This window comes from Qipengyuania sp. NPDC077563, assembly GCF_044901345.1.
Classification (GTDB): domain Bacteria; phylum Pseudomonadota; class Alphaproteobacteria; order Sphingomonadales; family Sphingomonadaceae; genus Qipengyuania; species Qipengyuania aestuarii.
The window spans coordinates 746,382-759,332 of record NZ_JBJDPC010000001.1; the positions used below are offsets into that span (position 1 = coordinate 746,382).

The 12,951-nt window shown below is 56.7% G+C and carries 11 protein-coding genes and 1 pseudogene; 8 read left to right on the forward strand and 4 right to left on the reverse strand.

All coding sequences use genetic code 11. The features are described 5' to 3' along the window. Positions 1 to 151 precede the first annotated feature (151 nt). Together ACI2I1_RS03690 and ACI2I1_RS03695 are read right to left on the reverse strand one after the other, a co-directional pair. A complete protein-coding gene (locus ACI2I1_RS03690) occupies positions 152 to 2,143 on the reverse strand; it encodes a response regulator (protein ID WP_404677952.1) in 1,992 nt (663 codons plus the stop codon). After that, a complete protein-coding gene (locus tag ACI2I1_RS03695; protein WP_404677953.1) occupies positions 2,140 to 6,909 on the reverse strand; it encodes a HAMP domain-containing protein in 4,770 nt (1,589 codons plus the stop codon). The genes ACI2I1_RS03690 and ACI2I1_RS03695 overlap by 4 nt, the downstream gene beginning before the upstream one ends. A gap of 210 nt (positions 6,910 to 7,119) precedes the next feature. Between ACI2I1_RS03695 and ACI2I1_RS03700 the strand changes: the two genes are divergently transcribed. The 3 genes from ACI2I1_RS03700 to ACI2I1_RS03710 are packed head-to-tail and all read left to right on the forward strand — an operon-like array spanning position 7,120 to position 8,032. Next, entirely contained in the window at positions 7,120 to 7,491 is a 372-nt protein-coding gene (locus tag ACI2I1_RS03700; RefSeq protein WP_404677954.1) for a hypothetical protein, read from the forward strand. Between the two features lie 2 nt (positions 7,492 to 7,493). Beyond that, on the forward strand, positions 7,494 to 7,769 hold the full coding sequence (locus ACI2I1_RS03705; protein ID WP_404677955.1) for a DUF5985 family protein: 276 nt from the start codon (positions 7,494 to 7,496) through the stop codon (positions 7,767 to 7,769). Further along, the gene (locus ACI2I1_RS03710) at positions 7,769 to 8,032 is read left to right on the forward strand and encodes a DUF5985 family protein (protein ID WP_404677956.1); all 264 of its coding nucleotides are present in this window, start codon (positions 7,769 to 7,771) and stop codon (positions 8,030 to 8,032) included. The genes ACI2I1_RS03705 and ACI2I1_RS03710 overlap by 1 nt, the downstream gene beginning before the upstream one ends. Before the next feature lie 332 nt (positions 8,033 to 8,364). Here the strand turns inward: ACI2I1_RS03710 and ACI2I1_RS03715 are convergent, their stop codons facing one another. Further along, complete coding sequence (locus tag ACI2I1_RS03715) at positions 8,365 to 9,300, reverse strand: GGDEF domain-containing protein (protein ID WP_404677957.1); 936 nt, start codon at positions 9,298 to 9,300, stop codon at positions 8,365 to 8,367. A gap of 368 nt (positions 9,301 to 9,668) precedes the next feature. Here ACI2I1_RS03715 and ACI2I1_RS03720 point away from each other — a divergent pair. The 4 genes and pseudogenes from ACI2I1_RS03720 to ACI2I1_RS03735 all read left to right on the forward strand — a co-directional run. Beyond that, a pseudogene (locus tag ACI2I1_RS03720) lies at positions 9,669 to 10,277 on the forward strand (IS3 family transposase); the annotation flags it as partial. Between the two features lie 352 nt (positions 10,278 to 10,629). After that, the gene (locus tag ACI2I1_RS03725; RefSeq protein ID WP_404677958.1) at positions 10,630 to 10,830 is read left to right on the forward strand and encodes a dodecin family protein; all 201 of its coding nucleotides are present in this window, start codon (positions 10,630 to 10,632) and stop codon (positions 10,828 to 10,830) included. A gap of 16 nt (positions 10,831 to 10,846) precedes the next feature. Continuing rightward, positions 10,847 to 11,023, forward strand: a complete 177-nt coding sequence (locus ACI2I1_RS03730) for a DUF1508 domain-containing protein (protein WP_151885243.1) — start codon at positions 10,847 to 10,849, stop codon at positions 11,021 to 11,023. A gap of 67 nt (positions 11,024 to 11,090) precedes the next feature. After that, positions 11,091 to 11,420 (forward strand): hypothetical protein, encoded by a 330-nt coding sequence (locus ACI2I1_RS03735; RefSeq protein ID WP_151885242.1) that lies wholly within the window; start codon positions 11,091 to 11,093, stop codon positions 11,418 to 11,420. 65 nt (positions 11,421 to 11,485) lie between these two features. Here the strand turns inward: ACI2I1_RS03735 and ACI2I1_RS03740 are convergent, their stop codons facing one another. Beyond that, the gene (locus ACI2I1_RS03740; protein ID WP_151885241.1) at positions 11,486 to 11,875 is read right to left on the reverse strand and encodes a DUF3597 domain-containing protein; all 390 of its coding nucleotides are present in this window, start codon (positions 11,873 to 11,875) and stop codon (positions 11,486 to 11,488) included. A gap of 123 nt (positions 11,876 to 11,998) precedes the next feature. On the opposite strand from ACI2I1_RS03740, the gene ACI2I1_RS03745 reads away from it, so the two are divergent. Continuing rightward, positions 11,999 to 12,538 (forward strand): DUF937 domain-containing protein, encoded by a 540-nt coding sequence (locus ACI2I1_RS03745; protein ID WP_404677959.1) that lies wholly within the window; start codon positions 11,999 to 12,001, stop codon positions 12,536 to 12,538. Positions 12,539 to 12,951: the final 413 nt, after the last annotated feature.

The window sequence follows — 12,951 nt, forward strand, 5'->3', positions numbered from 1 at the left end:
TGCTTTCGGTTGTACATCTTGAGAAGCGGACTTCTCACCGGCAAAAAGATCGCGAATGACGCGCGGAAGGAGTGACCCAGCCAGTTAAAAAAGGCTGTGGGGCTCTATGATCGGCCACGCACCTGATTGTCCTATGTGCGTTCGTCGATGCTCACTTCGGAGAAGGTACCATCGCCGATCCCTTGGAACATGCCCGGGCGAGCGCTTTCAGGTCGATCGGCTTGCGCACTAGTGGGATGTCTACGGTATCCGTCAGATCACAGTCGGCAGCGTTACCTGTCATCAAGACCTTACCAACCTCGGCATCAACGCTGGAAATTCGCGAAAGTGTTTCCAATCCATTCATTTCGGGCATTGCGAAATCCGAAATCACCACATCAAATTTCGCTTTTTCCTGATCAAATGCTTCGAGGATGTCCGCGCCGGACGAGAATTCCTCGACCATAGCACCAATGTCTCGAAGCTGTTCGGACAACACTATCCTTACCCCTTCGTCATCGTCGACAACGGCGAGCCGTCTGCCTTCGAACCACGAAAGTTCGGTGGCGCGACTGGAATGCGCGTTTTCGCCTGAACGTGTGGTGGCGGGCAAGGAGATCGATATCGTGGTCCCCTTGCCGGGCGTGCTTTCGATTTCCAGTTTTCCGCTGGACTGATCGACAAACCCGGCAACCATCGAGAGGCCCAATCCTGTTCCCTTGCCGGTCTCCTTCGTCGTGAAGAAGGGTTCAGTGACCTTTCTCAGCACCCGCTCGGTCATGCCGACACCGCTATCCTTAACGCGCAAGATAAGCGTGTCATGTTCCGGCTCGGCAGAGGTTGGCTCTTCCATTGAAATGGCGATTACACCACCTTCGGGCATGGCATCGCGTGCATTGATGATCAGGTTCATCAGCGCTAGCTCGAGCTGCCCCCTGTCGGCGAAGATATTGAGGTCGGTATCCGCGCAATGCCATTCGGTCGAAATCCGGTCGGGCAAGGTGTGATCAACGAGACCTGCCACAGCTTCGCACAATTCGCGAGGCGCGATTGCAATGGGCTTCAGCTCTTGTCGGCGGGAGAATGCCGTGAGCCGCTTTACGAGTTCGGTACCCTGCTCGGCGGCATATCGCATCTGGCCGATAACTCGCTTTTCCGTTGGGCCTAATTCCAGACGACGATCCAGAATACTAATACCACCCAGGACCGAGGCTAGAAGATTATTGAAATCATGGGCCACGCCGCCGGTCAGTTGGCCGAGAGCATCAAGTTTGCCTGCATGGACGAGGCGCTCTTCAAGTTCGCGCCGGTCTGTCACATCCAAAATCGTACCGGCCCACTGCTGTGCAGAACCGCTCGTCTGAAGCCTGGTTCGCTGATCGAGCAGATGCCGCTTCCGGCCGTCCGGACCAAAGAAACGGTATTCAATTGTCACCGCATCATCGGCTGAGTCATTAGCTGTGAAGCCTTCGAGATCGTCGGGATGTATCCATTCGTCGAACCGGCGCTTGCCGTCGATAAGATCGGCTGACCTCTCGCCGAGGAAATAGTCTAGGTGTCCTCCGACGAAGCGCCGCTCGAGCGTGTCTCCTTCCACGGCTGCTTCGTATATCGCCATGGGTAGTGTTGCGAGCACGGAAGCCTGCCGTCTTTCGCTGTCCTCCAGTCGCTGTTCGACTTCGATGCGGTCCAACTGTTCGCGCAGATGCGCCTCGCGAAGGCTGCTTTCCAGCTCAGCCTTTCGCTTGACCTCCTGCCGGGCCTTGTAAAGGTCGACGAATACGCCGACCTTGGTCTTCAGAACGACGGGATCAACCGGTTTGAAGACATAATCGACCGCGCCCATCTCGTAGCCGCGCATCAGATGCGAAGTTTCCTTGTTCACCGCGGAAAGGAAAATGATCGGAACTTGGGACGTTCGCGCCCTCTCTCGGATTATTGCTGCAGTTTCATAGCCGTCCATTTCGGGCATGAAGACGTCAAGCAGGATAACGGCAAACTCGTGCTGCAGGAGTTCTCGCAGCGCATCCTTGCCAGATGACACACAGACCACCTGCGCGAGAGTCTTTACGGTTTCGGACAAGGCAAGAAGGTTTCGATCATCGTCGTCGACGATGAGGATTTTGGCATTTTCAGCTTCCATATCTTCAACCGGTGCGATCACTGTTCAGCCACCTCTTCCTGCTTGGAAACATGCTCCATCCGATCACCGAATGCTACACGCAGAATGGACATCAGAAGATCGACATCGACCGGCTTGGAAATATAGTCGTCCGCACCGGCGTCGAGACATTTCTGCCTATCGCCTTGCATGGCTTTCGCTGTCACCGCGATAAGCGGAATGGTGCTGATGGTCTCGTCCTCGCGGATTCTCCGCATTGTTTCATACCCGTCCATTTCTGGCATCATGATGTCGATGAGGGCTGCATCGATGCCTCGTTTCGCGCGAAGCATTTCGATCCCATCGCCCCCCCTTTCCGCGTAGATGACAGATGCGCCGCGGGCTTCGAGAACACTGGCCAACGAAAAGATATTCCGAACATCGTCATCGACAATGAGGATGTTCCGGCCAGTGAGTTCTTCTGTACGATCTGGAGCAACTCCTGCGGTGTCAGTTGCCTCTTCGACCCGGCTGACGAGCTCGTTGAACAACTCCGGGAACAGACCCTCGTCGCGCGCAGAAACGGGTACTCCGGACACGTCGCCACCAGGCGTTTGGTCAGCGTCGTCTGACAGGACGTGGATCGGCGCACCGGCGGTATCCGGGTGATTGCTCAGATAGTCGAGCAGCACCTTTCCTCGCATGTCTTCTATCGCGAGATCGAGTACCACTGCGGAGGGTGCCGAACGGCGGACGTGAGAAATGGCCGCCGCTCCGGATGGAGCATGGATGGCACTCAGCCCCATTTCACGAGCGCAGATCGCCAAGCTCTCAGCCAGTCCTGCATCTTGCTCGACTATCAGGATGTAGGTGCCCCCTGCCGAAGCATGGCGATGGTCCTCGCTGCCTGCCGTTTCGCGTACGTCGACCATCTCAGTTGTCCTGGGCTTGGCCTCGATCAATTTTTCCGCACTTAGTGGAAGATAGAGCGTGAACGTAGAACCCTCGTCGGGAACGGAGGATACGGTCAATTCGCCGCCAAGAAGACCGGCGATCTCACGGCTAATCGACAGTCCCAGGCCAGTACCACCGTATTTGCGGCTGGTAGTCCCGTCGGCTTGCTGGAAAGCTTCGAAGATAAGCTTCTGCTTGTCCGCCGGGATTCCAATTCCTGTGTCGCTGACCGAAATCGCCAAAGTGTGCTCGACATCCCCAAGGACCGGATGAGCGATGTTCCAGCCGGATTCCGCAATCCGCACCTCCAAATCGACCTTGCCCTCGGAAGTGAACTTGAAGGCGTTCGACAGGAGATTGAGTAGTATCTGCTGCAGACGCTGTTCGTCAGTCGTTATCTCGGATGGCAAATTTTCCTCGAATTTGACTTCGAATTCGAGACCCTTCTGCGATGCAAGTGGACGGAAGGTCCGCTCCACATGTTGTCGCAGCGAAGAAAGGGGCATTTCGTCGAGATCTATCGATACTGTTCCGGATTCGATCTTCGAAAGGTCCAGGATATCGTTGATGAGATTGAGCAGGTCCGATCCTGCCGAATGGATCGTCTTTGCAAATTCCGTCTGCTTCTGACTGAGGTTCCCTTCCTCATTGTCGTTCAGGACCTTGGACAGGATCAGCAATGAGTTGAGCGGTGTGCGCAATTCGTGGCTCATGTTGGCCAAAAACTCGCTCTTGTATTTTGAGGTCAGCGCTAGCTGTTCGGCTTTTTCCTCGATCGCACGACGGGCCATGTCGATCTCGAAATTTTTCGCCTCGACCTGGCGCTTCTCATATTCGAGCAACTGCGCCTTTTCCTGAAGCTCCTCGTTCGTTTGGGCCAGTTCTTCTTGCTTGGTGGTCAGTTCGGTCTGGCGGGCCTGCAATTCTTGGGTGAGCGACTGCGATTCCTTGAGCAATTCCTCGGTCCGCATGGTGGCCGCGATCGTGTTGAGCACGATCCCGATGGTTTCCATGAGCTGGATAAGAAAGCCATTGTGCGTATCGTTAAAGCCTTCAAAACTGCCCAGCTCGATGACCGCCTTCACCTCGTCTTCGAACAGTGCCGGCAGGATGAAGAGATGTGCAGGCTTGGCATCGCCCAGACCGGAGCTGACGCGCAGATAGCCGTCGGGGACCTTGTCGAGCCGGATCGGCGTCTTGTCTGCCGCCGCCTGCCCGATCAAGCCTTCGCGCAGAACGAAGCGCGGCTTCATTTCGGCGGGATTGCCCGCACCATAGCTGGCCACCAAGTCCAGGATGGCATCGTCTTCCTCTCCATCCCTCGCGACATAGAAGACGCCGTATTGCGCATTCACCAGCGGCGCGAGCTCACTCATGATGAGGTTGGAGATGGTGGCGAGATCGCGTTCACCCTGAAGCATCCGGCTGAAGCGTGCGAGGTTGGTCTTGAGCCAGTCCTGCTCCGCATTCTTGAGCGTCTGGTCCTTCAGGTTGCGGATCATTTCATTGATGTTGTCCTTGAGCGAGGCCATCTCGCCCGAGGCTTCCACCGAGATCGAACGGGTGAGGTCGCCCTTGGTCACCGCGGTCGCCACGTCCGCGATCGAGCGCACCTGGTTCGTCAGATTTTCTGCCAACTGGTTCACGTTGTCCGTGAGGTCACGCCACAGGCCCGCAGCGCCCGGCACACGTGCTTGGCCGCCCAGCTTGCCTTCCACACCCACTTCACGCGCCATGTTGGTAACCTGGTCGCCGAAAGTGGACAATGTCCCGATCATGCCGTTGATGGTCTCGGCCAGCGCTGCGATCTCGCCCTTGGCTTCGAGAGTCAGCTTACGATTGAGGTTACCCTGAGCCACCGCGGTAACAACGTCGGCAATACCGCGCACCTGATTGGTGAGGTTGGTCGCCATGAGGTTCACATTGTCGGTCAGGTCGGCCCACGTCCCGCCCACGCCAGGCACCATGGCTTGGCCGCCGAGCTTGCCTTCCGTACCCACTTCGCGCGCCACACGCGTCACTTCCGAGGCGAAGCCATTGAGCTGGTCGACCATGATGTTGACGGTGTTCTTCAACTCGGCGATCTCGCCCTTCACATCGACCGTGATCTTCTTCGAGAGATCGCCGCGGGCCACGGCAGTAGTGACTTCTGCGATATTACGCACTTGGCCGGTCAGGTTGTCGGCCATGAGGTTGACGTTCTCGGTGAGGTCCTTCCAAGTGCCGGCAACACCGGGGACGCGCGCCTGCCCGCCGAGTTTGCCTTCCGTTCCCACCTCGCGCGCCACGCGCGTCACTTCGGAAGCGAAACCGTTGAGCTGGTCGACCATGGTATTGATCGTGTTCTTCAGCTCGGCGATCTCGCCCTTTACGTCGACCGTGATCTTCTTGGACAAGTCACCCGAAGCCACGGCCGTCGTCACCTCGGCGATGTTGCGCACCTGACCGGTCAGGTTCGCGGCCAGTTCGTTCACGTTATCGGTGAGATCTGCCCATGTCCCCGCGACGCCTTCCACTTTGGCCTGACCGCCCAGCTTGCCTTCAGTGCCTACCTCGCGCGCCACGCGCGTCACTTCTGAGGCGAAGGAGCCAAGCTGGTCGACCATGGTGTTGATCGTGTTTTTCAGTTCCGCGATTTCGCCCTTCACGTCGACCGTGATCTTCTTGGACAAGTCACCCGAAGCCACGGCCGTCGTCACCTCGGCGATGTTGCGAACCTGACCGGTCAGGTTCGCGGCCAGTTCGTTCACGTTATCGGTGAGGTCCTTCCAGATACCGGCCACGCCTTCGACCTTGGCCTGACCGCCAAGGCGGCCTTCGGTGCCGACTTCGCGCGCCACACGCGAAACTTCCGAAGCGAAGCTGGAGAGCTGATCGACCATGACGTTGATCGTGTTCTTCAATTCGAGAATTTCGCCGCGCACCTCGACGGTGATTTTCTTGGACAAATCGCCCCTGGCAACGGCCGTCGTCACTTCGGCGATGTTACGGACCTGACCGGTGAGATTGTCGGCCATGAGGTTCACATTGTCGGTCAGGTCGGCCCATGTGCCCGCGACGCCCGGCACTTCTGCCTGTCCCCCCAGCTTGCCTTCGGTGCCCACCTCACGCGCCACGCGGGTAACTTCCGATGCGAAGCCGTTGAGCTGGTCGACCATGGTATTGATCGTGTCCTTGAGCTCGAGAATCTCGCCCTTAACGTCGACGGTGATCTTCTTGGACAGGTCGCCGCGGGCAACGGCGGTCGTGACTTCGGCAATGTTACGGACCTGACCGGTGAGATTGTCGGCCATCAGGTTCACATTGTCCGTGAGATCCTTCCATGTACCGGCCACGCCCTTGACCCGCGCCTGTCCGCCCAGCTTGCCTTCCGTGCCCACTTCGCGCGCCACGCGCGTAACTTCGGAAGCGAACGAACCGAGCTGGTCGACCATCGTGTTCACGATCTTGCCTATCCGCAGAAACTCGCCCTTGAGTTCACGACCGTCGATTTCGGTAGCCATATGCTGCGACAGGTCACCCTTCGCCACGGCGCCGATCACGCGCGCAACCTCGTTGGTGGGTTGAACCATGTCGTCAACCAGGTCGTTTACCGCATCAAGTTTGGTCTGCCAGCCACCGTTCGCACCCTTCACAGAGGCGCGATGGGCGATCTTGCCCTCTTTCCCGACAATGCGGGCCATCCTGCCGAATTCACCGGTAATATTTTCGTTGAGGCTGACGACCTCATTAAAAAGGTCGGCAATCTGGCGATCCTGCGCATTGCTGGATTTGAGCTTCAGACGGGCGGAGAATTCACCGTCCCTGAGGCTCATCAGAGCAGCGATTAGATTCTCACGCAGGTCCGCGCATTCTTGTTCTTGTGTGTCCGCCAACGGCAGCTCCCCCGCGGAAATCTGTTGCAACCCGGCCGACTGAGATATTTTCTAGAGCGACCCCATGCGCGAAAATCTTTGGCCAGCCCAATAGTTCCGGCGCGACGCTATTTTCCAGCGGCCTGTGGCAAATTTGCGGTTTGCGAAGCGCGATTGCGGTGCCTATGGAACGCAGCGGAGACTAAGGTATCGGGAGCATTCGGGTCGATCATGGCGACCGAAGACGACATCGAACAATTCATCTGCGACAGTTTTTCGTCGATTTGGGATCTGGAATTGCTTGCGGCGGTGCTTGGTATGCCGGACGAGGGTCTGACAGCCCGCGAACTGGTCGATCGTATGCGTGCGAGCGAACTTGTGGTCGAACAGGGTATCGCATCGTTGGTTGCGGCCGGGATCGGCGGAATGGATCGTGAAGGCCGATTTCAATTCCGCCCCGTGAATGAGGACGTTGAGAAGAATGCGCGGCGGGCCCACGAGTTTTATCAAAGGTTTCCCGGTCGGGCTCGAAGGCTCATGATCGCTCGCCAGTCGCCGGGGCTCAATGCCTTCGCCGACGCGTTTCGGCTAGGAAAGGACTAAAGATGGTCGGGGCCGTTTCGAATCTCGTCTATTTGCTTTGTTTCCTTGCAAGCGCACTTTGTGCGGGCCTTTTACTGCGTCAGTACCGCACTATCGCTTCGCCGATCCTATTGTGGAGTTGCGCCTGCTTCACTCTGCTTGCGATAAGTAACTTGCTGGTCGTCATCGACAAGGTTCTCTTGCCGGAACTCGACCTCAAGCTCGCCCGTCTGCTGATGACGCTGATTGCCGTTACGGTGCTGCTATTCGGTTTTATCTGGGAAGCGGAGCAGGATTGATGTTCGAACAGTTCATATCCGGCGCCATCGTCATGGGTTTCGCAATCGCTTGTCTCCTGTTCGTCAAATACTACCGGCGTACCCGGCAAAAACTGTTTCTAACCTTCGCGGCGAGCTTTTTCCTTTTGGCGTTGAACTACGCATGGCTCGCGATCACCCAGATCCCGGTCGAAGAGCGCAGTCCTCTTTTCTTGATACGCCTTCTTGCCTTTGCTCTGATCCCGTTGGCGATATTCCAATCCAGCCGTCAGGAAAAGGAATAGCCTGATAGCGGCTACTCTGCGGTCTTGTGGGGAAGTCTTCTCGCGAGCTGTGGAAGGTAAAGCTGGATCATTCCGAGAGATAGACCATCCGGTGTTACGATAATTCGGTCGACAATCCTGAAATGCTTTAACGTCCGCTTTCGTAGATTTTCCAATCAATATCCGGTGTCGGAAACAGCGGCGAGTTGCCGACCGGCCAGCTATGGGGCCGTATCCTGACTGTCCGCTTTTGGTGAATTAGGACGGAGAAGCAGACTAAGCTTCGGAACTCGTAGACCATCAGCAATCAATGGCTGGGCAAAACGCTAGGTGCTTCGGATACGTGAGGCGCGTTATAAGCAGACAAGAAAGTTCGAGGCCTCTCTCTTCGCAATGTAGAGCGCCTTATCGGCTGCCTCGAACAATCTCTGCGGATCCAATCCCTCTCCTTGTGCGGCGAAGGCGAGACCGATTGAGACGTTGAGTGGCAATAACTCGCCCTTCCAGGGCACCGGGTTTCTAAGACTGCAGAGGCGCGATCGCACAGCAATCTCCGCTTCGTGAGTTGAACTGACTGGCGGGACGAGAACTGCAAATTCATCGCCGCCGATCCTGGCTATTATACTCGCTTCGGGAAAAGCATTTCGCAGCCGTTCTCCGAAAGCGGCAAGACACGCATCCCCGGCCGAGTGTCCCCACAAATCGTTGAGCCGCTTAAACTCGTCCATGTCGAACAGAATTAGTGCCCCAACGTCATCCTGAGCATTCTCATCCTGTTGGTCCAGGAAACGCTGAAAGCGTGCGCGATTTCCAACCCCAGTAAGCGGATCCAATTCGGCTGCAGCTCGCAGGGCCTCCCACCGGGTATGGTCCTCGGTGATGTCCTGCTTCATTCCATAAAGAGTTCTGGCTCGCCCACCGGAACTTCGCGTCGCTGCCTTTATTCGTATCCAGCGTTCCTCGCCGTCAGGGCGCACTATATTGGCGTCGAGCGAAAAAGCTCCGCCCGTTTCGATTGCATGCGATCGTTTTCGCTCAAGTAGCTCGCGTGACTGTTCGCAGTAAAGTTCGACAATGCTCTGTCGCTCGAGTGGCTGTTCGGGTGAAAGTCCGAAGAGTTCAAAAACTCCACCTGTCCAGGCAAGACGTTCGCTTTCGATATCGCACGACCAAGCGCCCATAGCCGCGAGAGATGCGGCCTGATCATACAGTTCCAAGATGTTCGCTTCCTCGCCGACTGATAAGTCTGAGCCGCGATCGAAGGCCTTCGGTGCGAGTATTTTGTTCATCGGCTCCCGCTCGAAATAACTGGGTCTCGGTGACATGGTCGAGTAAATACCACGTTTATCCGGACATAAGCGCAAAAACCAAGGAGCAACGGTCGATCACATTAAATGAACCAGGATGACGGAAAGTGGAAGGGCAGAGGCAATCTCCCCTTTGGCGAACGCAGCGCATTCTTGCTCGCTTTAAGCCAATCGGCGCGTCATTGCGCGCGGCCAAGATACTTTCTGGCCTATCAATGAACCAACTGTTTAAACCCATTCTTGCTGGTGCAACCCTGTGTGACCGCATGCGCGCTTGCGCAGGCGGTATCATCGGAATTGCTTTAACCAGTTTGCTGGCTTGGCTGCTGCTGGACGATTGGGCGAGCGCCCGTGCTGTCGGCACGAGAGCGCCGGCTCCGGTCCTGGCTATGCCGAACCAGCGGTGGAGCCTGGACTTTGTCCATGACCAGATGGCGTCGGGCAGGCGGTTCCGCGTGCTCAACATCGTCGACGACGTAACCAGGGAGTGCCTGCGAGCGGTGCCGGATACCTCGATCTCCGGCCGCCGTGTCGTGCGCGAGCTAGCCGATCTGATCGCCGAGCGCGGCAAGCCCGGCATGATCGTGAGCGATAATGGTACCGAACTCACCAGCAATGCGGTGCTGGCATGGTGCGGGGAGGCGGGAGTGGAGTGGCATTACATCACGCCGGGCAAGCCGATGCAGAACGGCTTCTGCGAGAACTTTAACGGCCGGATGCGCGACGAGCTGCTCAACGAGACGTTGTTCCTCAGCCTTGCTCATGCTCGCGTCGAGATCGCGGCCTGGGTGGAGGACTACAACCGGGAGAGACCGCACTCGTCTCTTGGATACGCAACACCGGCGGCGTTCGCCGCCGAACTGAATAAGCAATGGCCTGCTTCGCTACGCCCTACAGGCTCCGCTACGCAGCCCATTGCTTCAACCGCGCAGATGCGCAAAACAACCGCCCGGCTCTAATCCCAGCTGGGGGAAAGCTTGGGGTCACGTCATCGTCCATCCGTGCCCCCAAGAATAATACGCCCTGTGTATTAAAGTAAGTAGCAGGGGTGGTTTGAGCAATGTCCTTTATAAAGTGGGCTATTGTGGCCGGCAAACGCACAGATCCATCCAGCCCCAGTCCCATCTGCCAGTCACGGGTCCATCGGCCCAATCTGGCTTTTCTTACCCTCACTTCTAAATCTAGATGGGATAGCGACTTGCTTTGGGCGCATCGCAGGGTTTAACAAATGTAATAGAGCGCTGAGCGCCTCAACTGCTGCGCCAGCAGGTGGAGCAACGCACTCGGCTAAATGTTCAAAGGAGGACTGAAGTGGCGATAGCTAAAACGATCGAAGTGATTGCGAGTTCAACTCAAGGGATTGAGGCTGCAGTTCGCGATGGCATCGGCAAGGTCGGCGAAACCGTCACCAATATCGAGGGTGCATGGGTAAAAGACACAAAGGCAGTCGTCCGCGACGGAAGCGTTGCCGAATGGCGAGTGACCATGGTGATCACATTTATCGTAAACTGATCTGAAGGAGCGAGATATGGCACATAAGTTCGAGATACATAAAGACAAAAAAGGCGAGTTTCGCGTTCGGTTCAAATACAACTCGGAGGTCATGTTCGCGTCGGAAGGCTACACCAGCAAATCGTCTGCTATCTCCGCCATCGAATCGTTTAAAAAGAACGGGCCGGGAGCCCAGGTAGAAGATAACAGCTAAAGGTCTCTGCAATTGCGCTCCACCTAGGTTGGTGATGCGTAAAGCCGTTGAATAAGGAACTCGGGAAATGAACACTCGAACGATCGGAATTCTTAGCCTCTGCATTGCGCTCGCTGCGTGCAATTCCGAGCCTGCCGAAGAAGCAGCGCCAACCGAGGTGCCGGCCGCGGAAACTCCCTCGACGACGATGACCGCGCCCGTTGTCATGGAGCCCGCTCCTGAAGGACTGCCGTCCCGCATTGCTCGTGAGGTGATCGCAGAGAGCGGACAGACTTGTACTGAAGTAGCGAACGCCGAGCGGGGCGCAAACGGAACAATCACCGCAAATTGCGCAGGTGGAGAAACTTACCAGATCTACACGCAGCCGGGACAGGGACCCGTCGCAGTCGAACAATAAAGACAAACGCTAATCGGCCTCGCATGCCGCGTGCTGCGAGGCCGATTGACTGAAGAGCGCGAATTCTAGTTAAGAAGCTCGGGCGGAACCTTTCCGCCGTTGGCTGCCAATTCGCGCATCGTTGCCTTGTGGAGCCAGATATTCATTTCTGCGCTTCCATCGAGCTGGCCTGCATAGCCCAGTTCCTGAGCCAGTTCCTTACGGTTGTCCAAGCTGGAGTCGACACCGATCAGTTTCATGAGATCGACAATCGAAGTCCGCCAATTCAAGTCCTTGCCCTCGGCCATGGCCGCCAGATTGCGTTCGACGTCCACTTCGGAAACTTCCGCGGGAGCTGTCTGATGCGTCTTTGTGCCGGGACTGGCGGTAGGGGCGACATTCCCGGCACCAGGCTTCGGGGATGCGGCCTTCGCCTCGCCAAAGATAGCGTCCTTGATTTTTCCGAAAATGCTCATGAATTTCTCCTTGTTAGCCCGAAGAGGATGCTCCGCGATCCGTTCGTTGGCAAGGGGGTCACTCCGCGTTGCGTATTTGTCGAAATCCCGTAAGTTCGAGAAATCCCAAATACGGAGATAGCAATGGACCCCAACGAAATCCTTCGCTCGCAGGGCGGAATTAGCGCCATCGCCAGTCAGCTGGGCATATCCGAAGCACAGGCGGAACAAGGTGCTGCAGCGCTTTTGCCTTCAATCCTCGGTGGGTTTGGTCAGAGAGCCGAGGGTTCGAAAGGCAGTGGTCTTGGCGGGTTAGGGACCATCCTGGAGACCCTTGGCGGAGCAGACCTCAGCCGTGATGTCGTCGGGCCGGGACCGACACACGTCGAAAAAGGCGACAACATCCTGGGCGAAATATTCGGGACAAAGGATGTTAGTCGGCAAGTAGCTGGAGAAGCATCGCAAACAACAGGGCTGGACCCTGCACTGCTAAAGAAGATGCTGCCAATCGTGGCGATGCTCGTTGCTGGATACCTGTCGTCGCAAAAGAACAAGCCGGGTCAGCCCGGTGGTCTGAATGACGTGTTGGGACAGGTCATCGGCAGCATGGGCGGTACAGCCGGTGGCGGTCTGGGAGGCGGATTGGGCGGCGTGCTCGGCTCCATTCTTGGCAGAAGGCGCTGATGCTACGCTAGGATTTCATCTCTGATCAAAGCGGTGTGGACGACTAGCGGCTAACTTTCGCGCTCACCCTATGAAAAAACGCATGATGCGGGGAACTGCCCGAGAATAACTCTTGGAAGACACCCCCACACAGCGCGGGCAATCTTGCTTCGACAGCATGCGCCTCTTCCAGTGTCTTCACGTCAATGTGAAGGCGGAGGTTTTTCCGGAACGTGAAACTGATCTCAACAGCACTGGGAAACTCGGCATGGAGCGGCTCGATCAGCTTAGCTAATTCCCGAGATATTGGGCGTTGCCCCTCACTGGCTTTGATCGTTGCTACGTTTTCCGTGTTTCGATCCGGGTTCGATTGCACCAATAAGTTCCTTCCGATCTGAGGTCTCGTTCTCACACATCCGGTCGACTTTCGGCAA

What these genes read in the sequence shown, in the direction of transcription:
- ACI2I1_RS03700 (WP_404677954.1), top strand. Translation starts at nt 7,120, where the DNA reads ATGGCGACCGAAGACGACATCGAACAATTCATCTGCGACAGTTTTTCG.
- ACI2I1_RS03705 (WP_404677955.1), top strand. Translation starts at nt 7,494, where the DNA reads ATGGTCGGGGCCGTTTCGAATCTCGTCTATTTGCTTTGTTTCCTTGCA.
- ACI2I1_RS03710 (WP_404677956.1), top strand. Translation starts at nt 7,769, where the DNA reads ATGTTCGAACAGTTCATATCCGGCGCCATCGTCATGGGTTTCGCAATC.
- ACI2I1_RS03715 (WP_404677957.1), bottom strand. Translation starts at nt 9,300, where the DNA reads ATGAACAAAATACTCGCACCGAAGGCCTTCGATCGCGGCTCAGACTTA.
- ACI2I1_RS03730 (WP_151885243.1), top strand. Translation starts at nt 10,847, where the DNA reads ATGGCACATAAGTTCGAGATACATAAAGACAAAAAAGGCGAGTTTCGC.
- ACI2I1_RS03735 (WP_151885242.1), top strand. Translation starts at nt 11,091, where the DNA reads ATGAACACTCGAACGATCGGAATTCTTAGCCTCTGCATTGCGCTCGCT.
- ACI2I1_RS03740 (WP_151885241.1), bottom strand. Translation starts at nt 11,875, where the DNA reads ATGAGCATTTTCGGAAAAATCAAGGACGCTATCTTTGGCGAGGCGAAG.
- ACI2I1_RS03745 (WP_404677959.1), top strand. Translation starts at nt 11,999, where the DNA reads ATGGACCCCAACGAAATCCTTCGCTCGCAGGGCGGAATTAGCGCCATC.